The organism is Klebsiella sp. CSG-1 (assembly GCF_056521145.1).
Genome location: NZ_JBWNLD010000005.1, coordinates 264,644 through 287,822, shown reverse-complemented (window position 1 = coordinate 287,822; position 23,179 = coordinate 264,644). Strand labels below are relative to the sequence as shown.

At 57.2% G+C, this 23,179-nt stretch carries 16 protein-coding genes and 2 pseudogenes; 5 read left to right on the top strand and 13 right to left on the bottom strand.

Annotated elements, in window-relative coordinates; all coding sequences use genetic code 11:
• Nucleotides 1–3: 3 nt before the first annotated feature.
• Genes bcsA (AC007G_RS14625) through bcsR form a run of 3 tightly spaced genes read right to left on the bottom strand, consistent with a single transcriptional unit; the run spans nt 4 to nt 3,556 of the window.
• Nucleotides 4–2,622: a UDP-forming cellulose synthase catalytic subunit gene (bcsA, locus tag AC007G_RS14625; RefSeq protein ID WP_047663564.1), complete on the bottom strand. Its 2,619-nt coding sequence runs from the start codon at nt 2,620–2,622 to the stop codon at nt 4–6.
• Nucleotides 2,619–3,356: a cellulose biosynthesis protein BcsQ gene (gene bcsQ / locus AC007G_RS14620; protein WP_032690337.1), complete on the bottom strand. Its 738-nt coding sequence runs from the start codon at nt 3,354–3,356 to the stop codon at nt 2,619–2,621. The genes bcsA (AC007G_RS14625) and bcsQ overlap by 4 nt, the downstream gene beginning before the upstream one ends.
• Before the next feature lie 11 nt (nt 3,357–3,367).
• Nucleotides 3,368–3,556 (bottom strand): cellulose biosynthesis protein BcsR, encoded by a 189-nt coding sequence (bcsR, locus tag AC007G_RS14615; protein WP_004868728.1) that lies wholly within the window; start codon nt 3,554–3,556, stop codon nt 3,368–3,370.
• A 169-nt stretch (nt 3,557–3,725) separates the two neighbouring features.
• Between bcsR and bcsE the strand changes: the two genes are divergently transcribed.
• The 5 genes from bcsE to map all read left to right on the top strand — a co-directional run bounded on the left by bcsE (nt 3,726) and on the right by map (nt 8,340).
• Nucleotides 3,726–5,282 (top strand): cellulose biosynthesis protein BcsE, encoded by a 1,557-nt coding sequence (gene bcsE / locus AC007G_RS14610; protein ID WP_046853355.1) that lies wholly within the window; start codon nt 3,726–3,728, stop codon nt 5,280–5,282.
• Nucleotides 5,279–5,476 carry a cellulose biosynthesis protein BcsF gene (gene bcsF, locus AC007G_RS14605; protein ID WP_032690335.1) on the top strand — a complete coding sequence of 66 codons (198 nt, stop codon included), beginning with the start codon at nt 5,279–5,281 and terminating at the stop codon, nt 5,474–5,476. Before bcsE ends, bcsF begins: the two co-directional genes overlap by 4 nt.
• The gene (gene bcsG / locus AC007G_RS14600) at nt 5,473–7,143 is read left to right on the top strand and encodes a cellulose biosynthesis protein BcsG (protein ID WP_032690334.1); all 1,671 of its coding nucleotides are present in this window, start codon (nt 5,473–5,475) and stop codon (nt 7,141–7,143) included. Before bcsF ends, bcsG begins: the two co-directional genes overlap by 4 nt.
• Nucleotides 7,144–7,361: 218 nt before the next feature.
• A complete protein-coding gene (locus tag AC007G_RS14595) occupies nt 7,362–7,580 on the top strand; it encodes a ParD-like family protein (RefSeq protein WP_004868736.1) in 219 nt (72 codons plus the stop codon).
• Entirely contained in the window at nt 7,561–8,340 is a 780-nt protein-coding gene (gene map, locus AC007G_RS14590; RefSeq protein ID WP_032696968.1) for a type I methionyl aminopeptidase, read from the top strand. Before AC007G_RS14595 ends, map begins: the two co-directional genes overlap by 20 nt.
• Nucleotides 8,341–8,402: 62 nt before the next feature.
• Here the strand turns inward: map and AC007G_RS14585 are convergent, their stop codons facing one another.
• From AC007G_RS14585 to dppC, 10 genes and pseudogenes are all read right to left on the bottom strand, one after another.
• Nucleotides 8,403–9,395: a family 8 glycosyl hydrolase gene (locus tag AC007G_RS14585; protein ID WP_142630282.1), complete on the bottom strand. Its 993-nt coding sequence runs from the start codon at nt 9,393–9,395 to the stop codon at nt 8,403–8,405.
• 11 nt (nt 9,396–9,406) lie between these two features.
• Complete coding sequence (gene bcsD, locus AC007G_RS14580; RefSeq protein WP_162180061.1) at nt 9,407–9,883, bottom strand: cellulose biosynthesis protein BcsD; 477 nt, start codon at nt 9,881–9,883, stop codon at nt 9,407–9,409.
• Nucleotides 9,883–13,811 (bottom strand): annotated as a pseudogene (locus AC007G_RS14575) (cellulose biosynthesis protein BcsC). Before AC007G_RS14575 ends, bcsD begins: the two are co-directional and overlap by 1 nt.
• Nucleotides 13,808–16,291: a cellulose biosynthesis cyclic di-GMP-binding regulatory protein BcsB gene (bcsB, locus tag AC007G_RS14570; protein ID WP_479466617.1), complete on the bottom strand. Its 2,484-nt coding sequence runs from the start codon at nt 16,289–16,291 to the stop codon at nt 13,808–13,810. Before bcsB ends, AC007G_RS14575 begins: the two are co-directional and overlap by 4 nt.
• Nucleotides 16,288–18,399, bottom strand: coding sequence for a UDP-forming cellulose synthase catalytic subunit (gene bcsA, locus AC007G_RS14565; protein ID WP_052135774.1), 2,112 nt, complete (start codon nt 18,397–18,399; stop codon nt 16,288–16,290). Before bcsA (AC007G_RS14565) ends, bcsB begins: the two co-directional genes overlap by 4 nt.
• Before the next feature lie 19 nt (nt 18,400–18,418).
• A pseudogene (locus AC007G_RS14560) lies at nt 18,419–19,211 on the bottom strand (cellulose synthase operon protein YhjQ/BcsQ).
• Between the two features lies 1 nt (nt 19,212).
• Nucleotides 19,213–19,767, bottom strand: coding sequence for a cellulose biosynthesis protein BcsO (bcsO, locus tag AC007G_RS14555; protein ID WP_142630278.1), 555 nt, complete (start codon nt 19,765–19,767; stop codon nt 19,213–19,215).
• A 496-nt stretch (nt 19,768–20,263) separates the two neighbouring features.
• The gene (gene dppF / locus AC007G_RS14550) at nt 20,264–21,277 is read right to left on the bottom strand and encodes a dipeptide ABC transporter ATP-binding subunit DppF (RefSeq protein ID WP_032690326.1); all 1,014 of its coding nucleotides are present in this window, start codon (nt 21,275–21,277) and stop codon (nt 20,264–20,266) included.
• Entirely contained in the window at nt 21,274–22,257 is a 984-nt protein-coding gene (dppD, locus tag AC007G_RS14545) for a dipeptide ABC transporter ATP-binding protein (RefSeq protein WP_015585548.1), read from the bottom strand. Before dppD ends, dppF begins: the two co-directional genes overlap by 4 nt.
• 10 nt (nt 22,258–22,267) lie before the next feature.
• On the bottom strand, nt 22,268–23,170 hold the full coding sequence (dppC, locus tag AC007G_RS14540) for a dipeptide ABC transporter permease DppC (RefSeq protein WP_032690325.1): 903 nt from the start codon (nt 23,168–23,170) through the stop codon (nt 22,268–22,270).
• Nucleotides 23,171–23,179 lie beyond the last annotated feature (9 nt).

The following is a 23,179-nucleotide window of genomic DNA, read 5'->3' as shown; positions in this document are numbered from 1 at the left end:
TCATCATTGTTGAGCCATTTCTGGTTCCGCAGAGAGTATCGCCGCGGCACGCTCAGGCCGACGGGGAACAAACGAGACTATCCAGGCAACCAGCATGGTGAGCGAGCGGAAAATAACCTTCACCGACGGCGGCGAGAACTCCGCCAGGTGACGATATCCACGGAACCCCAGCTTCAGGATATCCAGCAGGCTTTCCATCGGTTTATCTTCCGGGAAGCTATCCTGCCAAAGCGCCCACGTATCAGCACGGGCAAACGTACACTGTACAAAATCAATATGTTGTTGATTGGTCAACGGCATCAGCTGCAAACCGACTTCGCTGCCGTTCACGCGCGCAACCCTGACCGGGAAGGCATATTCCTGCTGTCCGCGTTTGAGCAGCAGATTCACCTTTTGCCCTTCCAGCACCTGCGCCTTACCGTTAATTTTGATCCCCAGCCCGCCATCGGAATAGTCATGTACGGTACAGGAGAACAGGTGGCCATCTTCGCGCGCAATTGCCGCCGGCATGCTCATTTCGACGCGATGCGAGCGACGGACCTGCTTACTTTCCACCGAGACCGCCACCGCGCCGCCCAGGATAATCAGGTTATAGAACACCCAGACGATACTGACCCAAACGGTCAGGATCTCATTTTCCGGGCCATAGAAGTGACGCCAGACCCCAGCCGCCACGCCCACCAGGTTCAGCAGCACCAGATAGATATAGGGACGGGAAATGACCCAGTCGACATATTCGTCCTCCACCAGCCCTCCTTTCGCCGTCACGTTGAACTTACCTTTATGCGGGTTAATCAGCGCGACAAAGGTCGGCGGCGCGATATACCAGGCCAGCGTGGTTTCGTAGATTTCGCTCCAGAAAGAGTGGCGATATTTGCCCTGAATCTTCGAGTTCGTCAGGCTCGCATGAATCATATGCGGCAAGACGAAGAGCGCGATCATCAGCGCCGGCGCATAGATGATATAGGCGTGCAGCAGTAAAAATGCCAACGGCGCGACGAGGAAGATCAGCCGGGGAATGCCGGATAAAAAGTGCATCATCGCATTGACGTAACAGAGCCGCTGCGCAAACTTAAGCCCTTTACCAAACAAGGGGTTATCGAGGCGGAAAATCTGCACCATGCCACGCGCCCAGCGAATACGCTGGCCAATATGCGCTGAAAGGCTTTCGGTCGCCAGGCCGGCGGCCTGCGGAATGCGCATATAGGCGGACGTGTAGCCGCGACGGTGCAGACGCAGGGAGGTGTGGGCATCCTCGGTCACCGTTTCCACAGCAATACCGCCAATCTCATCCAGCGGGCCGCGCCGAATCACCGCGCAGGAGCCGCAGAAGAAGGTGGCGTCCCACATATCGTTGCCATCCTGCACCAGGCCATAAAACAGGGTCCCCTCGTTTGGCGTTTTCCTGAAACGTCCCAGATTGCGTTCAAACGGGTCGGGCGAGAAGAAATGGTGCGGCGTCTGCATCATCGCCAGCGCTTTCTCTTTCAGGAACCACCCCATGGTCATCTGCAGGAAAGAGCGTGTCGGCACGTGGTCGCAGTCGAAGATCGACACAAATTCGCCTTTGGCGTACTTAAGCGCGTTGTTGATATTCCCGGCTTTAGCATGCTCGTGAGTGGCACGGGCGATGTAATGCACGCCGACGTCTTTGGCGAACTGGCGAAACTCTTCGCGCCCGCCGTCATCGAGGATCCAGATATTGAGCTTATCTTTCGGCCAGTCGATACCTTGCGACGCATAAATGGTGTTTTTCACCACGTTAAGGTCTTCATTGTAGGTGGGAACGAAAATATCCACCGTCGGCCACTCGGCCATATCTTTGGGTAACGGAACCGGCTGGCGATTCAATGGCCATATCACCTGGAAATAGCCCAGCACCAACACCAGCCAGGCATAGGTTTCAGCAAACAGCAGCACAACGCCGCACACCAGGCTGACGGGATCGTCCCAGTTCAGCGTCGAGGTATAGCGCCACCAGATGTAGCGGCAGGAGACGGTCAGCGAGAGGACAATCAGCATCAGGGCCGAAAAACGCCCGGGAATACGGCGCACCAGCAGCGCCACGCCCCACAGCAACATCAGGAAAATAAACTGCGAAAGCGGGTTAAACGGCTGGGTAATACACAGCAGCGACAGCACCAGCGAGAAAGTGACCACCACGCCAAGAATCGCCTTGCGCAGTTTCGGGCTGATGTGCGCCAGCTCTTTGTGTTTATTCAGATGGGCAGTACGGCTGTTCGTCCGCTCGGGAAGCGTCTCCAGCCACTGGGTGTAGCGCCCGTGAACCCCTTTGATGGCGGCAAACGAACGCCAGTTCGCCTTTTTATCCGCCCCGGGTACATGCGTCACCAGCAGCCACAGGGACTGCAGCAGATAGCGCAGCGGATCCAGCAGCCGCGGGCGATGGGGATTAATATGCGGAAAGTAGTCACGATGGTTGTTCAGAATCGCCTGCCAGCGCGGTGTTTCCAGCGGCATCAGCGCCCAGACCAGCGACGCCCACAGGCAGCCCAGCGAGGCGGACAGCCACGATGCGCCGTGCTGGCGATAATCGCTGTAGCGTTCGCTCAGGCGTTCCGCAACCGCAGGCGCCAGGAGCAAAGTACTGAGGCGCATCATTGCGTCCCCTTGCCGGAATAGTGCAGCAAGCACCAGTTAGCGAGGGTCAGGATCTCTTCGGCGGCCAGCGAATCAGAACGATATTCCCCGAGCGGCTGCTTCGCCGCCAGACACTCCGCCATCGCCTCATCACGATGGACGGTGACCGGCAAAATACGGCGCTGGCTCTCCAGCCACAGCTGATATAAATCTTCCTGTAGCTGACTGCCGACGCGCAGATCGTTAATCAGAATATCGCCCTTCGCCGGCAGCGCCTGTTGATGCAGGCGAATATGGCTGTTGCCATCCGGATGCACCACCACCAGCGTGCGATCGCAGGCGCTAAGCAGCGAACGAGTCAGCGGGGAATAACCTTCCGGTAAATCCAGCAGCAGCCAACGATGATCGCCCTGCTGTTCCAGTTTCTCCACCATGCCGACAAACGATTCCAGCAGCGGATAGAGCTTATCAACGTTCTCTCTTTCACCGGGCGAGAGCAGACCAAAAGGCAAAATATCGATATGCGAGGTATAACGGATGCCGGCGTCACGCCAGTCGCCTCCGTCAATTAACGCGCGTGCCCAACCGTCGCGATGCGTCGCATCAACGTTGAAAAAATAGCGCAGCATATTATCCGGGCTGGCGTCGATCGCCAGAACCGTCTCCCCGAGGAGCTGTAACGCCCAGGCGAGCGCGGCGGTAATCGACGTGGTGCCCACGCCACCGCGGATACCCTGTAATCCAAGAATAGCCATCGACGGCGTCCTTACTTTTTCTCTGCGAGTTCCGCCAATAGTGGCCAGCGTTTCAGCGCCGCGGCTAACTGCTCGCGCCGGGAAATGTCGTGGTAATCAATTTCGGGCAGGGAAAATGCCCGGCTTAACGCCAGGAAATCATTTTGAAAGGTGTAACCCAGCGTTGCATCTGAGGGTACTGAAGGCTCTTTTCCCGGCATTTCGCTGTCCATTCAAAAAACACATAAATAAAACCCGATGTATAATAGGCTCAATCTCAAGTCACCTATATATGCTAAAACTGATACCCTTTAAATTCAATGTTAGGTTTACTCTGACGCTTTCGCTAGTAAACTGATCCAGTATGAATCAGGGCTGACGAGGAACGACGTGAATATCGTTTATACTTTAGGTATTTCATCATTATGGGACGAGGTCTGCCATATGCCCGTCGGGGGCGTGTGGTGGCTTAACGTCGATCGCTATCCTGACGCGGTAAGCCTGCTCAATCAAACCCTGGCCGCCCAGGATAAAGAGTGTAAAGTCGCCGCCATCGTCATGGGTGAGAAACCAAATAAAATCATATCATTAAAAAAAGATCGCGGCCCGGAAAAAGTGGCGTTATTCAGCATGCCAGACCTGACGGCCGGGCTGGAAGAAATGCATCGTGATTTACTCTGCTCGATCGATCCGGCCAATTACTTTTTTATTTTGCTGTGCGCCGAAAATGCATGGAAAAACATAAAAAGTGAGAAAATAAGCGCATGGGTTGAAAAATCTCACCAATGGGCTAAATACCATAAGTGTTCGTTATTAATTCTTAATTCAGATAATGATATAGACAAGCAACTCTCGCCATTATTACACGAGTATCGCGCGCTTTCCGGGCTGGCGAGCATTCGTTATCAGGGCGATAGTTTTCTGTATGATATTGCCTGGTGGGGCAGCGAAAAAGGAATGAGCGCCCAGCAGCAGCTGACGGTAATTCAAGATGACGACGGCTGGCGACTGGCTGAAGAAGAAGAGGCCACGGTGCAGCCGCGCAGCGATGAGAAGGTCGTTCTGAGTAACCTGCGAGTCCTGGAAGGGGCGCCTGCCCTGTCTGAATACTGGACGCTGTTTGATACCAATGACGGCGTGTTTAATGCCGCTCGCACCGCGCAGGCGGCAACGCTGTTATTTTCCGTGACGCAGAACGAACAAATTGAGCAACTGGGTCGCTATATTCACACGCTGCGCCGGCAGCGCGGCAGCGCGTTGAAAATTGTCGTCCGCGAACAGCTACCCAGCCTGCGAACTACCGATGAGCGACTGCTACTCAGCAGCGGCGCGAATATGGTGATCCCCTTCAGCGCCCCGCTTTCCCGCTGCCTGACGTTAGTGGAAAGCGTGCAAAAACAGAAGTTCACCCGCCATATTCCGGAAGAGTTCGCCACCCTGCTGACCTGGAGTCAGCCGCTTAAACTACGCGGCTACCAAAAGTGGGGAGATTTCTGCGCCGCGGTACATAACATTATGGCCAACACCATGCTGCCTGCGGACAGCAAAGGGGTGATGGTGGCGCTGCGCCCGGCGCCGGGGCTGCGCGTCGAGCAAGCGCTGACGCTGTGCCGGCCGAACCGTATGGGCGATATCATGACGATCGGTAACAACCGATTAGTGCTGTTTCTGTCGTTTTGTCGCGTAAACGACCTGGACACCGCGTTAAACCATATTTTCCCGTTGCCCACCGGCGATATTTTTTCCAACCGCATGGTCTGGTTTGAAGATAAACAAATCACGGCGGAAATTGGGCTGATGCGGGGTATTTCGCCGGCGCAGTGGAACACGCCGCTGCCTATTACGATGGAGAAAAACACCCCCATTAACGCGGCCCATGACGGACGCAGCTGGCGACGTATTCCGCAGCCGCATCGTTTGTCTACCGACAGGGAGAAAACGTCATGATGTCCATCAGTGATATTCTTCAGCTGATCGTACTGTGTGCCCTGCTGTTTTTTCCGCTGGGATATCTGGCGCGCCATTATCAGCGCCGAATTCGCACCACCTTACGCTTAATGTTCTTTAAACCTCGTTATGTCAAACCGGCTGGCGTATTACGCCGGGAAGCAACAACTCAGCAAGGCAAACTGAATAAATGACGAATCCAAAAACTAATGCGACGCCGCTGCCGCTGTGGCAATACTGGCGTGGCCTGGCCGGTTGGAATTTTTACTTCCTGGTGAAGTTTGCGCTGCTTTGGGCGGGATATCTTAATTTTCATCCCATGCTCAACCTGGTCTTTCTCGCGTTTTTACTGGTCCCGCTGCCAAAATATAAACTGCACCGCCTGCGGCACTGGATTGCTATTCCGATCGGCATCGGATTGTTCTGGCATGATACCTGGCTACCGGGGCCGGAAAGTATTTTCAGCCAGGGCTCACAGCTTGCTGGCTTCAGCGCCGGTTATATCTGGGACCTGATCACCCGCTTTATTAACTGGAATATGGTCGGCGCCTTCTTCCTGCTGCTGGTACTGTGGATGTTCATCAGCCAGTGGCTGCGCGTCACGGTGGTGGTCTCCGCGATTATGGTGTGGCTGGCGATCAGCCCACTGCTTCCGGCCTTTACCTTATGGCCCGTGGGCCAACCGACGGCAGCGGCGACCACCGCGAAGACTACCACCGCGACGATGGCCCCGGCGAGCACCTCGGCCGCCGGCGGCGATATTCCGGCCCAGACCGAACCGCCCACCTCGGCGAATTTGACCAACTGGCTGAACGCGTTCTACGCCTCAGAACAGAAACGCAAAACGCCGTTCCCGGATCAGCTGCCGGCCGATGCCCAGCCGTTTGACCTGCTGGTTATCAACATTTGCTCGCTATCATGGTCCGATATCGAAGCCGCCGGGCTGATGGATCATCCGCTGTGGAAGCATTTTGATATTGTGTTCAAAAACTTTAACTCGGCGACCTCCTACAGCGGCCCGGCGGCGGTACGACTGCTGCGCGCAAGCTGTGGCCAGCTGTCGCATTCGAACCTCTATCAACCGTCGGGCAGCGACTGTTACCTGTTCGAAAATCTGGCAAAACTCGGCTTTACCCAACAGCTGATGCTCGGCCACAACGGCCTGTTCGGCGACTTCCTGAAAGAGGTGCGCAGCTTAGGCGGGATGCAAAGTCCGCTGATGGATCAAACGGGGCTGCCGGTCAGCCTGCAGGCTTTTGATGGCTCGCCGGTCTATGACGACTTAGCGACCCTCAACCGCTGGCTGGAAACCGAAAATAAGCAGGGTAACGCCCGCAACGCCACCTTCTATAACACTCTGCCGCTGCACGACGGCAACCACTTCCCGGGCCAGAGCAAAACGGCGGATTACAAAGTTCGCGCGCAGAAACTCTTCGACGAGCTGGACAGCTTCTTTACCGCGCTGGAAAAATCGGGCCGTAAAGTGATGGTCGTGGTCGTACCGGAGCATGGCGGCGCGCTGAAGGGCGACAAAATGCAGGTTTCCGGCCTGCGTGATATCCCGAGTCCGTCCATTACCAACGTACCGACGGCGGTGAAATTTTTCGGCATGAAGGCACCGCATCAGGGCGCTCCGCTGATTATCGACCAGCCAACCAGCTATCTGGCGGTGTCGGAGCTGGTGGTGCGCGCGCTGGACGGCAAGATGTTTACCGAAGATAACGTGGACTGGCAGCAGTACACCGCCAACCTGCCGCAAAGCGCCGCGGTATCGGAAAACGCCAACGCCATCGTTCTGCAGTACCAGGGGAAACCTTACGTTCAGCTGAACGGCGGAAGCTGGGTACCGTACCCGCAATAACCCCGCCAATGGCCGCAGGGGCGTTCCCTGCGGCCATGATGCGCCAGTAGTCAACTGCCCCTCGCCTCCTCGCTAATCTCCCGGTGAAACCGCCAACGACCGCACAGGGTCGCTATCTCTGATGGCGTACTCCTGACGACCGTCGCTGGCAAAAAACGCCGTGACAGCGTTCGCCTGGGGCTATACGATATATATATGAATCATTACGGAACATATATATGGGAATCGTAAAAATCTCCGACCTGCTGCATGACGACATCCGCGACGCCAGCAAGGCCATGTCACGCTCAGTGAATGCTCAGGCGGAATACTGGATTCGGCTTGGGATGATGAGCGAACTCTACCCGGAGCTTAACCACCAGCAAATCAAGATGATGATGCTTAAATCGGGATCCGATCGTTTACTGGAGGTGATCAATGCCATCAATTCCCATTAAAACGGCGGACGAATTAGCCCGACAGCGCCGGGCAGGCGCGCTGCTGGCCTCGGTGTTCGACATGCTGGATAAGCATATTCAGCCCGGCATCACCACCATGGAGATCAACAACCTGGCGGAAGCGTTTATCGTCAACCAGCTCCATTCCCGACCGGCCAGCAAAGGGCAATACGATTATCCTTTCGTCTTAAATACCTCGGTGAATGAAGTGGTGTGCCACGGTATGCCAAAAGAAACGGAGCATCTGAAGTCAGGCGCGATCGTCAACGTCGACATTACGCTGGAAAAAGATGGTCTGATTGCGGACTCCAGCAAAATGTACTTAATCGGCGACGTTTCGCCGCTGGCCCGTCGACTGGTGAAGAAAACGTATGAAGCGATGTGGAAAGGTATCAAGGTTGTCAGGCCCGGCGCCACGCTGGGTGATATCGGCCATGCGATTCAGAGCTATGTTGAAAGCAACGGCTACAGCGTCGTACGCGAGTATTGCGGTCACGGTGTCGGGCAAGAGATGCATGAAGAGCCTCAGGTGCTGCACTACGGCAAGCCGGGTGAAGGCGCCGTGCTGCGAGAGGGCATGGTTTTTACCATCGAACCGATGGTCAACCAGGGCGATAGCCGGACAAAAATCAAGAAGGATGGCTGGACCGTGGTGACCCGCGATAAGAAGCTCTCGGCGCAGTGGGAACACACCGTGGCCGTCACCGCCGACGGCGTAGAAGTCCTGACTCTACGCGAGGACGAAATTATCCCGTTCTGAGCCGTTCCGGCTGTCGATATCGCCTTCAGCAAGCCAGAGCGCGCCTGGCGAAGGCGCTAACATTACCGATCGCGCCCTGCCAGCCAGACCAGCAGTTTCAGGCTGGCGGAGTAGTAATCATCCTGGGCGGTAATTTGCGGATCCTCCGCCGTCTCGCCCATGGTCAGATCGCGCACCGCCAGCAGGCCGCCGGTCATAAACCACGGGGAGACGTTATTGGTGCTGACGTTAATCCACGCGGGCGTTTGCAGCCGCGGATAGCTCTGGAACCAGTTTTTCCACGGCGTCAGCAGAGGGCTCTGCGGATCGGCCCAGGTGAGATACAGCGGGATACGAATCGCGTCATAGCTCATCCGCGGCGGCCACTCTTTCGCCGGCTCCATCTTACCGTCAGCTTTCAGCGCAACCCAGTCGGTAGGGAGCTGGGTTTTGCCCCATGCCATTTTACCCAGTAGCGTCTGACCATCGCTTTGCAGCTTACGCCAGGCGATCAGATGCGTACGCGCGGCAAACGCCTGCCATGCCGGGAAGATAAAGTAGGAGGGGTTAAGATTGAGATGGTCGTTGCGGTTGAACCCTTTGGCGCCCGGCATCATGACCTGATATCCGGCAAAGGTCACCACCGTATTTTTCAGCAGCGAGGAGGTAATGGCATCAGACGCGTTACCGTAGGATTTGTCCCCCCACTGTTGCTGTGCGCGCAGCAGCGCCCATGCAATCAGGGTATCGCCGTCGGTGGCATCGTTCTTATCGGCGACAGGGTCCGGCGCCACGGGGTTATAGCGCCAGTAAAAGAGCCCGTTGTCTTTATTGCGTAGCGTTTTATCGGTCCATTGCCATAGCTTGTCGAAGGCCGGCCGATCGTTTTTCGCGACCGCCAGCAGCATCGCGAATCCCTGGCCTTCGGTATGCGAAACGTTACCGTTGCCCGTATCCACAATGCGCCCGTCCGCCATCATAAAACGCGATTTATAGCTTTCCCAGGCGGCGTCTGCCCACGCGCGGGGCAGCACCATCATCGTCACCATGACTGCGATTACAGCACGCAAAGACATATGTTCACCCGTTATGGATGGAAGTAGAGGAACTGAACATCGGAAACTGAGAACAGCCGCTCACGCTGTAACACCACATGCGCACCGCCCCCTTGTCCCTGTAGCCAGCGAGAATAAAGCCCCTCGAGTATGGCACAAAATGCATTGCACCAGCGTACGCGGCGCGCATCGTCACGGCTCACCGGCAGCGCGCGATGACGTAAGCGCAGGCCGTCATCGCCCACCTCCACGCTGACGACGCCCCACTGAAAGCGGCTGAGCAGCTGGTTGATATTGGCCTCCAGCTGTCCGACTGTTTCTGACTCTGGCAGCGGATAGTTATCGGCCAGCGCTTCTCCCATCTGGCGTAAAAATGGCTGGCTCTCCAGCTCACCGGCGTTGTTCAGCATCCCGTCAATCATAATGAGCAGCAGATCAAACCATCCCGCGGGGGTTTGCTGCTGTTGAAACCAGGCCATGACTTCCGCGTTGTTTTTGTCCGTCATGATCAGTTATCTCCCAACATATAGCGGATATAGAGACCGGCGGTACTCTCGTTGTAATCACCGAAGGTGTCGTAGCCAATCTGGCCGCCCAGCGTCATCTGTTTGTTCACCTTATAATCCGCCCCGGCGCGCAGCGTATAGCCAATGCCGCTTTTCGAGGTCGCTGAATAGTACGCCTCTTTGGCAAAACCATTGGCCACCGCGGTCTCCAGGGTCTGCTGCCATTCGGAGTTGGTCGGGAAGTAGGCGCTCTTATCCTGACTATAGGATTGATAGCCCACCGAGCCGCCAAGCTTCATGGTCCAGTTGTCATACTTCTCCGTCAGGTTAACCGGCAGCGAAACGCTCACGTAGTTTTGCGGGCTGAAGTAGCCCCCCTGACCATAGGTGAAGTAGCTCAGGTTCTTCGAGTAATCCATGTAGCTCATACTCAAACCGGCCTGCAGCTGGCGATACTCATCATGGTAAGGTCGCAGATAAACCCCGGCATTGGCGTTGATACTGGTGTTGCTGGCCACGTCGCTGCCAATGTAGCTGTAGCCACCGCCGCCGACGTAAAAACCGGCGTCGCCATCGTCATAGCTGAGCTGCAGGGTTCCGCCATTTTTTGTCACCTGCCCCCAGGTTTTCCCGGAGTAGGTGTCTTTCAGCCCCACGTAAGAGAGCAGGCTGTCGGTCAGCGAACGGCGCTCACCGGTGAAGATCAATGACAGGTAGTTGGTGAGTTTCGGCGACCATTTCACGCCCCCGACCACGGTGTTGAGATCCTGACCCAACGGCGTGCTGCCGATATCCACGCGATAATCATCGCCGCTCAGCGCCAGGGCTAATTCGACGCCATTTGCCTTCTGCGAATCCGTCGAACCGCTGGTCTGATCGACATTCGGTTTCTGGCTGGAGGAAGCCAGATAGCTGGCGACCTGTCCGGAGTCATAGGCGCCAAGTTTCGCCAGATTCTCCATCCCGCTGCTGGTCGTGGCGTTAAAGTCTGCCGCATTCAGCGTCCCCAGCGAACTCAAGGCTTCGGCTCCCGGATTGCTGGCAAAGTATGCCGTACGCTCCGTCTCAGTCATCGCCGCAATCGCCGCCTGTTCGCTGGTGGCAGTGGAAATCATGTTGGAAACCGCATTGGAGAGCGGGTTCGCGCCGTAGCGCCGCCAGGCGTCGCCGCTGGCGGTGCCGGCATTCAGCGAAATCGGCGTCACGGTAAAGTCAAAACGCGAGTCGCCAAACGGCGATGAGGACCAGGTCAGCGGCGTTTTCATCTCGGTCAGCTTACTGGTCCCGGATTCACCGTCGCGCCCACGCACCTCCATTCCCCCCTGCAGCCAGGTGCCGGTTTTATCCTGCAGCGACTCCATCATGGTATCGACCTGGCGCAGCATGCGGGTTTGCGCGGTCTCCACCGGCAGGTCGGGACGTTGGATGCCGGGCAGCGTGGTTCCGCTGCCTGTTGACACCTGGGCAACCTGCCACGGCATATATTGCCCGTAAGCCGATGCCGTTCGCGTCGTGGACGGCGTGCGGGAAACGCCCACAAAGGGGTTATCCGCCGCCAGCACACCGCCAACGGTCGGCGTTTGCGCGCTGTTGCTGCTCTGCAGCCCCAGCAGTTTGCCGCGCGCGCTGCGCAGATACGTCATAGCCTGCTGATGGTGTCCCTGCGCTTCCGCGACGCGCGCCAGCAGCAGCAGGCGATCCGGCGTATTGTCCTGACGCAATCCGCCGGCCAGCTGTTCCGCCCGGTCGTTATCGCCGGCCGACAGCGCAACATCGATAGCGCCGGAGCGCGCCGCCTGATCCGGCGTATCGCGGGTCATCAGGTAGTCATAGACCACCCCGGCTTCTTTGTTCATTTTGCCGCTTTGATAGAGACGCGCCATCGCGAACATCAGATCGGTATTTTGCGGATCGCTTTGCATCGCCCCCATCAGCTTGTCATACGCCGCGGCATAGTTGCCCTGCTCCCGCAGTCGATCGGCTTCGTTGATCACGTAGCCGTTGCGGATGCTCGCCAGCTGCGTTGGCGTACTGCTTGCCTGAAGCTGCGGGTTCGACAGCAGAGTCTGCGCTTCATTGGTCAGCCCCGCCTGGTTGAGGACCGCCACCTGATCGGCATAGTCGCCGGCGTTCCCGGTGATTCCGCCGCTGATATTGTTGCGCACCAGCGTGACCGCCGTGGAAACATCGCCGCTCTGCGCCAGCAATCGCGCCAGTTTCCCCACGTCAGCCGGTGATTTTGGCGGCGTGGCCGACATCGCTTTCAGGGTATTGGACGCCGCCACCGTGTTGCCCTGGGCGAGATAGTCTTGCGCGGTGGTCAGCTGCAGGTTGTAGTTTACCCGCTGACGCCGGGACGATACGCGGCGGCCATCGTTGACGCGGCCTCGCTGTCATTGCCGGATTTTTGCAGGAGCCGGGCTAAGTCGAGGCGCATCCAGGCGTCATCCGGGTAGCGGGAGACCCCCTGGCGCAATGTCGCGATAGCGCCGCTGACGTTGCCGCTGTTGACCTGCTCCTGCGCCTGGCGACGTAGCGAATCTCCCGGCATACCGGTCACGATGCGCGGCTGCAGCTTTTGCTGCAAACTCTCCGGCAGCGTGCGTAACATCGCCTGCGCTTCCGCCGTTTTATTTTGCTCGCGCAGGATGTAGTAAAGGTTCTCACGCGCCGGGCCATTTTGCGGCTGCTCGCTGAGCAGCGAGCGCAGCGTTTGTTCGGCCTGAGGGAGATCTTTGTTATGGCGCAATACATCGGCACGGAACAGTTTAGCCGATGAGCCACGCGTCCCGCTCTGCTGAGCCAGCGGAGCAGAGAGCGCCAGCGCCTGACTAATATTGCCTTGCTTGTACGCCTGCTGAGCCTGCGCCAGCTGCCCATAGAAGAGCGCGTCCGCCGCCTGCTGACGGCGCGCCGCTGAATCATTACCGCCGAGATCCGCCGCCCGGCTTAAATATTGCGATGCGGCCTGGAAGTCACCGTTGCGCTGGGCGATATATCCCATCCCGGCCAGCGCGTCCGCATCCTGCGGGTTGGTTTGCAGCACTTGTTCAAACTGCTGCTTCGCCGCTGCGGTATTACCGCTATTGAGGTTAACGAACCCCTGACCACGCGCCTGGCCGCTTATCCGCTGGCGATAGTAATTCTGTACTTCGGTATCCTGCGGGTGACGCTGCATCCAGGTATCGTAAAACGCCCGATCGCCCTCCTGCGGCCCCAGCCACAGCAGCGCCTGGCGCAGGCCGCTGTCGGCATCTTTACTGCCGCTGGCCATCGATTCCAGCATTGAAATCCCTTCCCGCCGGGTATCTTCCCGCCAGGTCAGCGCCTTGCCTAAAGCCACGCGCGGGGCGTTCTCCTGCGGATACTGCGCCACGTACTGACGCAGTTCGCTGACCGCCTGAGGATACAGCGCTTTGTCGCTGGCCATGGTCATGTAGTACTCGCCAGCCAGCCCCGGCGGCGGCGTGTTGCCGTTGAACATGCTGCGCCAGGTCGTCAGCGCAGCCGGAATATTGCCGCTGCGCGCCTGCTGTCTGGCCAGACCCAGCTGCCCCTGCGGCACCTGAGCCATTTTTTTAGCGTTATCCAGCTCCTGCAGGTTTGGGCTCTCTGGCGACACTTTCGCCAGGCGCGCCCGCCACTGGGCCGCCGCCTGAAGGTCGCCGCCCTGCTGTGCCCACAGCGCCATCAGATACATGGCCTGCGTGTTGTTGGCATCAACCAGCAGAACTTTCTGTAGCGACTCTATCGCCAGCTCATCGTGCGATTTTTCATGCCAGTAGTTCGCCTGGGCAAACAACGCCTGCAGCGCGGCATCATTCCCCGCGGCCATGGCATCGCCGAGGGCGCCCAGGGTCAGCGCGCCGGACAGACAAAACGTGGATAATCCGCGGGTCGCCCTGCTCTTCATTTTAGTGGCTCGTTTCATTGGCTATCCCCCGAACTCAGACGCTTGCGTGCATGGCGTTTAAACATGGCGGTAAGCGCCAGGCCGATGATCGTTGTCGCCAGCAGTCCCAGCAGCGCCAGCAGACCGGAGTGCTGGTTGGCATACCAAACGGCCATCATGTACCACGGCATCTGCCCGCCAGGGTATGGCGTGCTCACCTGGAAGCTGCGAACCCCATTATCACTGGTGATAACCGCCGTATCACCGCGGATACCGGCGTTGATTCGCGGTGAATCAAGGTCGCTTTTCAGCTTCGTCAGCTGATCATCGTTGCTGGCCATCGCCACCACCACCGTCCGCCGTGGGTTCCACGGTGAACGGTAGCTAATAAAGCCGCGCCAGGCGCTGCTGGAGGAGAGATAGCGATCGGCATCCAGGCTGGCGGATGTCCAGTCGCCGGCCAGCCATCGCTGTACTTTTGAACTCAGTCCCGACTCGCGCACGCCCAGCTGATTATCCGTCTGATAATAAGGAGAATCTTCCAACAAGCGCTGGTTAAACGTTTTCTGATCGAGGGCGCTGACCGCCAGCACATCGCGATCGTGCAGATACTGAAGGCCAGCTCCACCGCTGGGGATGCCTAAAACAACCCGGTTGTTCGCCAGCGCCGTGCCGGTCGCATTCCCCGAGCGGGCCACGAGGTTTAACAGCGTGGCGACCTGCGTTTCCGACGGTTTTTCCGCCAGCAGCAGCGTGGTTTGTGAATAGTCCGCCAGCCGCGAGAACGGGAACGAAGCGCCGACGAAATAGGAGAGATTGGGCAGCAGCGAGAAGTGTCGCGTATTGCTCAAATCAATCCACGAATCATCGGTAATCCGGCTCTTGATATTGTTATTGAGCACCACCGAACAGGGGGCGTTTTGTTTCGGCACCACGTTGAAATAGAGCGACAGCTGGTTATCGCCGTAAATCAGATACGGCGCCAGCGGAATGGTAAACCGCTCCTGACGCACATCGCCGCCCAGATAACGCCATAATTTCTCCAGCGGCCCCTGCTTGTTTAGCGGCAGGTTGTGCAGGAACGTGTTATTGAGCGTCACGCTTAATAACGACTGCTCCTCATTAATCCAGTTTTCCGACGGGAAACGGTAGCCAATCTGCAAGGGAATCGTTTCCCCGTCCCACAGATAGAGATCCGGCGCCGCGCGGAAAGCTACGCGCAGCGGTTCATGCCAGACGCCGTTTACGGTCATACTCTGATCTTTTCGCAGCAGCTCGCTGATTTTTACCGGCCGATCGGTTGGGATCCAGCGCGGGGCATCGTACGGCTTGCCGATCGGGATCGCCTGCGGATCCACGCTCAGACTCGCGGTCTGCGGGGCAATATTACCGCGGGTCAGCCGCCAGGCCGCCGCACGCAGCGCCGCATCATTTTGCCCGACGATCAACAGCAGTTTGTAGGTGGGGTTACCCGGGTTATCGACAATCTGCAGCAGCGGTTTATCGGTTTGCGGCAGCGTCAGCCCGCCGACCTGATCACCCGGATGGCCGATAATAATGCCGTGGCGCTCCGGTAAGCGGTCGCGCAGCGCGCTAAAAGCAATCCCGCGATAATCCGCCTGAATACCCAGCCACGACGAGAGCAGCGCTGCGGCGCTGAAGATATCCGCTCCCGATTTCTCCGGGTAGGCCACCGCGATATCCGCCGGGGTCATCTGCATGCTGTCGAAGAATGGCCGCGGGAAGTGACTCAAATCATTGCTGAGATTCAGCGGCTGGCTTTCCCAGTTAAAACGCGAAGCCGGTAAAATCGTGACGCCCGACGTGTCATGCGTATTGAGCTGGCACTGCATGTTGTCGCCATCATTCACTTTAAAGCTCAGATTGTTGCTGGAGACCATCAGCGCCGCAGGAATATCCAGCTGATAGTGCGAAATGTCCGCCCCGTCGGTGCCCAGCGGCACCGTGCCTAAAGGCTGGCCGTTGAGCATCAATTGCAGCGTGGCGTTGCGAGCAGCCATATCCGGCGAGACCTGAACATCCAGCATCAGCTCTGCATGGGTCACCACCTGGTCCGAAGGCAGCGTAAAACCCGCACCGCCCTGCTGTTGACCGCCGCTGAGGATAATGCCATCCGGCATCCCCATTTGAGCCAGATTCAGACTGCCCCCGACCACCGATGTTAACGGCGCGACATCCGGCATTGCCGTATTGGTCGGTGGAGGCATGACGGGAAGCGAGGTGGCCGGATCCGCCGCCGCGGGTTCTGCTGTCGTGGGTGTCGATGCGGTCGACGACCCGGACGCGGCAGAGGGTTCTGGGATCACCGGAACCTCCGGTGTGGCCGACGGATCCGCGCCGGTGGTCGACGCGGATTCATCGGCGGGAACGCCGCCCGTGGTCGCGCCCGGTAACGGGAAATTGAGCGGCGCAGAACGATCGGCCGGCGCCTCTTCACCGTGCAGCACCGGTATGGAAAACATGCCGGCCAGCAGCGCAAGCGTGGTTAATCGCTTCATAATTGCCCATCCTCCTGCGCGCTACTCGCGACAGGTTTCTGCTGGCGACGGCCGCGTCGTGTTTTCCAGCTCAGCCAGAACAGTTCAAACACGCAGCGTAAGATGGTGAAAAATGACCGGAACGGGTTGTCCTGCGGGCGCGGCGGGTTAATCCATGCATCGGCGCGCGCCAGTACCACTCGCACCAGTTCACGGCGCAAAGAGAGGGGAATATTTTCATCAAACTTGAGGCGAATAAAGCTCTCGTCCGCGGTCACCTGTTCAGCCGGAATACAAATCGCGCCAGATTGCAGAATCAGTTCAATCTCTTCGATCTCATCCTGCAGATGACGATCGTCCGGGACCGCGATGCGGCATCCGCCCATCGACAGGTCTGCGGTGTGGCTGCGCGACACGATGCCGCTGGCGTAGTGAATCAACACCGGAATATTGACGTCGATACGGATCGTTTTCCGCACCTGGCGGGTTTCCCGGGCAACGGCAATCGCCGCCAGCAGGAAGATCAGGCTGTACAGCCCCCAGCCGACGTTCAGCGCGATAACGTTAGGATCCGAGCCGAAATAGTCATGGCCAATGGCCCTGACGATACCGACAATCACGCCAACCGCGAGCAAACATGCCACCACCAGATGCGGCCTGACGACGGTAAAGTCGAAGTAGCCCACATCCAGCAGCCCCCCTTTGTCGGTCACGTTGAATTTACCGCGTTTGGGGAAGATCATCGTCACCAGCGTCGGCAGCACCAGGTGGAATGCCAGCACGATGTCATAGATTTCCCCCCAGAAGCTGTAGCGATAGCGACCGTTCATCCGTGAGCCGACATAAATCGCCAGGAACAGATGCGGTAGCGCATACGAGACAATCAGGCTCGCTGAGGAGTAGATAATATTCAGGTTAAACAACAGATAAGCTAACGGTGCGGTGACAAACACGACCCGTGGCAGGGCGAACTGATAGTAGAGCATGGCGCTGAGATAACACAGGCGCTGCTGGAAGGTCAGCCCGCGGCCCAGTAGCGGGTTATCGAGGCGGAAAATTTGCGTCATCCCACGCGCCCAGCGGGTACGCTGAATGACGTGCACGACCAAACGTTCGGTGGCTAAACCCGCAGCCAGTGGGATATCGAGAAACGATGATTTCCAGCCCAGGCGCTGAAATTTAAGCGCGGTGTGCGCATCTTCGGTCACAGTTTCTACGGCAAAACCACCGATATCGTCCAGCGCTTTACGACGAATCACGGCGCAGGAACCGCAGAAGAAGGTCGCGTTCCAGTTATCGTTGCCCTGCTGAATCGGACCATAGAACAGCATCCCTTCATTGGGGATATTGCGGCCGACGGAGAGGTTGCGTTCAAACGGGTCCGGCGAATAAAAATAGTGCGGGGTCTGCACCAGCGCCAGCATCGGGTCTTTGAGGAAGCCGCCGACCGTCGCCTGCAGGAACACGCGGGTCGCCACGTGGTCACAGTCGAAAACGCAAATCAGCTCCCCATGAGTCAGGGTCATCGCGTGGTTCAGGTTACCCGCTTTGGCGTGTTTATTATCATTACGGGTGATATAGCCAACGCCGACATCGGCGGCGAACACCGCAAACTCGCTGCGTTTGCCATCGTCCAGCAGATAAATTTTCATTTTATCCGCCGGGTAATCGATACACTGCGCAGCCAACACGGTATCACGCACCACTTCCAGCGGTTCGTTATAGCTGGGAATATAAATATCGACCGTCGGCCATGTGCTCATATCATCCGGCAGCGGGACGATTTCTCGCTTCAGCGGCCAGACCGTTTGCAGATAGTTCAGCAGCAGCATCACCCAGATATAGACTTCCGCCAGAAACAGCCCCATCCCCAGCACCGTCTCAATAGTGGAGTTAAAATGCAGGGTCTGCGTCAGGCGAAAATACATATAGCGGGTAGACATCAGCAGCGAAGTCACGACCATAATGACCGAAATACTGCGCTTTTTGCTAAAGCCCATTAAGAACAGAATACCGATGCTTAGCAGACCAAAAAGATACTGCTTTTGGCTGTCCATCGGCGTAATAATGACCAGAACGGCAATCGGCGATAGCACCAGTGCCAGCAACCAGAAAAGAGACTTTTTCATTCAGCAGCCCTGCAATAAGTTAAAGCCCTGACATACGAGGCTGGCTGTGCACCGTGCCGTCGCCAATTTTAATACCCAACAGCGCAGAGATTTTTTTTGCCATGATTTCAATATCAAAGGCGGCTGCAGAGGAAGAGCTAAAGTCGAGAATCGACTTCTGGGAAGCATTCGCTTCAACGACGCTCTCATCGCGATGAATAATACCCAACAGACGATCGCCCAGTTTATCCTCCATCAGAGCAGTGACGTCACGGCTGACCTGACGGCGGTTATCGCTCTGATTCAGCACGAAAAAGTGCCCAAGTTTGTGGTTAAGCTTACCGCCGGTTAAACGCTGCTTTTCCACGTGCGACAGCGTCGACATCGAGGCGGTATCCGCCAGCAGCGGCACCAGGTGCAGATCGGCCAGCGGCGTTAATGCCGTCAGCGCCGGTGAAGGGCCGGGAGGCAGGTCGGCGATGATAATCAACCCGGGATAATTCAATAATGCCGCCAGCCCACGGGTGAGGAAATGGGCGTCGCTGACAAGGTGTTGGTCAAAAGCCTGATGCTGCGCCTCGCTAACATCGCCATACGGCAGGACAAAAATATTGCTGCCCGCGCTCAGTACGCACTGGCTCCAGTCATGAAGCTCCAGCGCTTTCGCGACATAGCCGCGCTCATCGCTCAGAGGGACGCCAAAATGCAGACGCAGCGCATTTTGCACGTCAAAATCGATCGCCAGGACTTTGCTGCCTGCGCGAGCTAATGAATAGGCCAGATTTGCCGCGAGGGTCGTTTTTCCTACGCCGCCTTTGGGAGAACACACGCAGATCAACGGCATGTCGCAATCCTTTCTAAAAGTGATTTCAGCGGCTGATCTTTATTTTTCGCCACCGGTTCAACGGCTTTTGCCGCAAATAAATGAGCATAGCCTTCCGCCGCCTGCACAGACGGCACGGCCGGGCGAACCGCTACCGGTGGTGCTGGCGCGACGGCTGGAGCTGGCGCAAGGGGGACGGCCATTGCCGGCGCAGGTTCCGCTACCCGCGTATTTTCTGCAACCGAAAGGGGGTCATGTGGGGCTGAGACGGAGACAGGCGGCGGCATTACCGGAGCCGGGGCTACAGGTGATGATGGCAGCGGCGGGTGCGCGGGTTGTGCCTCGACCCAATGAAACATATCCGTAGGGACCGGCTGCGGTATCGGTAACGATACCGATCCTCCCATGGCCAGAGAGGATTCTTTTTCTTCCCCAGGCGAGAGCTGATTGAGAATAACCCAATCGCCCTGTTCCCTGGCGGCTGCGTGTGATGAAAGGTCCTTAAAATCGAGACTTTGCGTACGAGTCTTTTCCTTGAAGCGCTGCAAATCATCATAATGGTTCATGGATAACCTCATGATTCTAAAAAATAATATTTTAGCTGTTTTTATTTTGATACTACGCCTTTAGAGCATAGTTTATTTTATTGTTTTTCATCAACTTAAGTTGGTCAGAATGACCAACAATACAATGACGTTGTAGAGGAGTATTGGTCAAGGTGGCGTAAATCACTGATAATTTTGTAGTTACCCTATCATTTATTATAAGAAATGATAGCTCCATTTTTTAGGAGGTCCCATGATCCCAGCAAAGCTGAGCCCAGCGCACCCTTAAAATAACCCGTTTTTTCTCTAATTGATCTTTAGATAATGCGCAGAACAAAATAACTCTGCCGCGTGATGGAATATATTTTAGACTTTTTATATCGTTGTATAAATAGGTCAAATAAATTATTTAAGCCGAAAAATATCGGCCAGGTACTTTCTCAAGCCTGACTCTTCTCTGGGCATAATAAGCGGCTGCTGCCGAAAGTTTTGGCTCCTTCGACAGCAGCAGGGAACATCAGGCGAGCGGTTTTTGCTGGTTTTCATCCTGGTCAACGGCAAAACAGGCGACCAACTGACCCCGGTAATCTTTCAACTGTGGCTGCAGCTGGGTGCACGGACCGAAACGACGGCGGCAGCGGGCGTTAAAAGCGCAGCCCGGCGGCGGATTCAACGGGCTCGGCAGTTCGCCGGTCAGCTTAATACGTTCGCGACGATCGTCCGGGTTCAGGCGTGGCGTGGCCGACAGCAGGGCCTGGGTATACGGGTGCTGCGGATTGTTGAAGATCTGATCCTTGGACCCTTTCTCCACGCAGCGGCCGAGATACATCACCATCACTTCATCCGCAATGTGCTCCACGACCGACAGGTCATGGGAGATGAACACATACGACAGCCCCATATCCTGCTGCAGATCCATCATCAGGTTCAGCACCTGCGCACGAACCGACACGTCCAGCGCGGAGACGGGTTCATCGGCAATCACCACGTCCGGGTCCAGCATCAGACCACGGGCAATCGCGATACGCTGCCGCTGACCGCCGGAGAACATGTGCGGATAGCGATCGTAATGCTCCGTTTTCAGCCCGACCTTCGCCATCATCGCCAGCGCTTTTTCACGGCGCTGTTCTTTGCTCAGCGAGGTGTTGATCTGCAACGGTTCTTCCAGAATCTGCCCCACTTTCTTACGCGGATTCAGCGAGCCGTAGGGGTTCTGGAACACAATCTGGATTTTCTGCCGACGCAGCTTTTGCGCCGTGGCGTCTGGCTTTAATAAATCCTGGCCCTGATAGTAAAGCTCGCCACCGGTCGGGATCTCAATCATCGTCAGCAGACGGCCCAGCGTTGATTTGCCGCAGCCGGACTCGCCGACCACCGCCAGCGTTTTCCCGCGTTCGAGGGTAAACGAGACCCCGTCCAGCGCCTTAACCAGCCTTTCCGGAGCAAACAGCCCCTTCTTCACCGGGTAATATTTTTTCAGATCAATGGCCTGCAACAAGAACTGTTGCGTGGTGGCCTCATGGGTACTCATAGCGTAGGCCTCCCGGCATCATCCAGTGGGTAGTGGCATTTCGACTGACGGGCGCCGTCGACGCGGTTCAGCTCAGGCTCCTCGCTGCGGCACTTATCCGTGGCATAGGGGCAGCGCGGGTTTAACAGACAGCCGTTGGGGCGGTCATATTTCCCTGGCACTACGCCCGGCAGCGACGCCAGCCGCGCTTTATCCTGGGCAAACTCCGGCAGCGCGCGCAGCAGCGCCTGAGTATACGGATGGCGCGGCGCGCGGAAGATATCCTTCGCATCGCCCGTCTCCACAACCTGACCGGCATACATCACAATAATTTTGTGTGCCGCCTCGGCCACCAGCGCCAGATCGTGGGTGATCAGGACCAGTGCCATGTTCTCTTTTTGCTGCAACTCCAGCAGCAGCTCAATGATCTGCGCCTGGATGGTCACATCCAGCGCGGTGGTCGGTTCATCCGCAATCAGCAGCTTTGGTCGGCAGGCAATCGCCATGGCGATCATCACGCGCTGGCTCATCCCACCGGAAAGCTGATGCGGATAGACATCAAGACGCGATGCCGGGTCAGGAATGCCAACCAGCGTCAGCAGATCGATCGCCCGCTGGATACGGGTTTTCTTATTTCCGCCCTGATGTACTTTAATGGCTTCCATTATCTGGTAGCCGACGGTGTAACACGGATTCAGGCTGGTCATCGGGTCCTGGAAGATCATCGCCACTTCCGCCCCCACCAGCTGGCGGCGCTCTTTTTCTGAAATACGCTTCAGATCGCGGCCATTAAATTCCAGCTTATCCGCCATCACCCGGCCGGGATAATCAATCAGCCCCATGATCGCCAGTGAGCTGACCGATTTACCGGAGCCGGACTCGCCGACAATGCCAACCACTTCACCCTGATTCACGCTGTAACTCACGCGGTCTACCGCGCGAAACGGTGTCCCTTCGTCGCCGAAGTGCACCGATAATTTATCAACATTCAATAACGCCATCTCGAACCTCTTACTGCTTCAGTTTGGGATCGAGCGCGTCACGCAGACCGTCACCCATCAGGTTAAATGCCAGCACCGTCAGCAGAATCGCGACACCCGGGAAGGTGACGACCCACCAGGCACTCTGCGCGAACTGCAACACGTCGGAGAGCATCGTACCCCACTCCGGTGTCGGCGGCTGCGCACCCATGCCAAGGAAGCCAAGAGCGGCCATATCGAGAATGGCGTTAGAAAAACCGAGCGACGCCTGAACAATCAGCGGAGCAAGGCAGTTAGGAAGAATGTTGATGAACATCTGACGTATTGCCCCCGCTCCTGCCACCCGTGAAGCGGTGACGTAGTCGCGGTTCACTTCCACCAGCACCGCCGCACGGGTCAATCGCACGTAGTGCGGCAGGGCGACAAAGGTGAGCGCCAGCGAAGCGTTGACGATCGAGGGGCCGAAGATAGCCACCAGCACCAGCGCCAGCAGCAGGCTCGGCAACGCCAGCATAATATCGACAACACGCATAATGATGGAGTCAATCACCCCGCCGAAGTAGCCGGCAATCAGGCCCAGTACCACGCCGAGAATCAGCGACAGCACCACAACCAGACAGCCAACCAGCAGCGATAAACGCGCGCCGTACATCAGTCGCGACAGAATATCGCGGCCCACGTCATCGGTCCCCAGCAGATGCGCAAAACTTCCCCCGTCCTGCCAGGCCGGCGGCGCCAGCAGCACGTCGCGGAACTGATCCGCCGGGTTATAGGGGGCGAGGAAGTTAGCGAACACGGCGATGATAATCATAATCGCCACGTACACCAGGCCGACAACCGCCCCTTTATTGCGTTTGAAATAGTGCCAGAACTCCTGCAAAGGGGTCATTGGCACCGGTGCGGCGACAACTTTATTTTCAGTAATTTGTGACATGATGGCCCC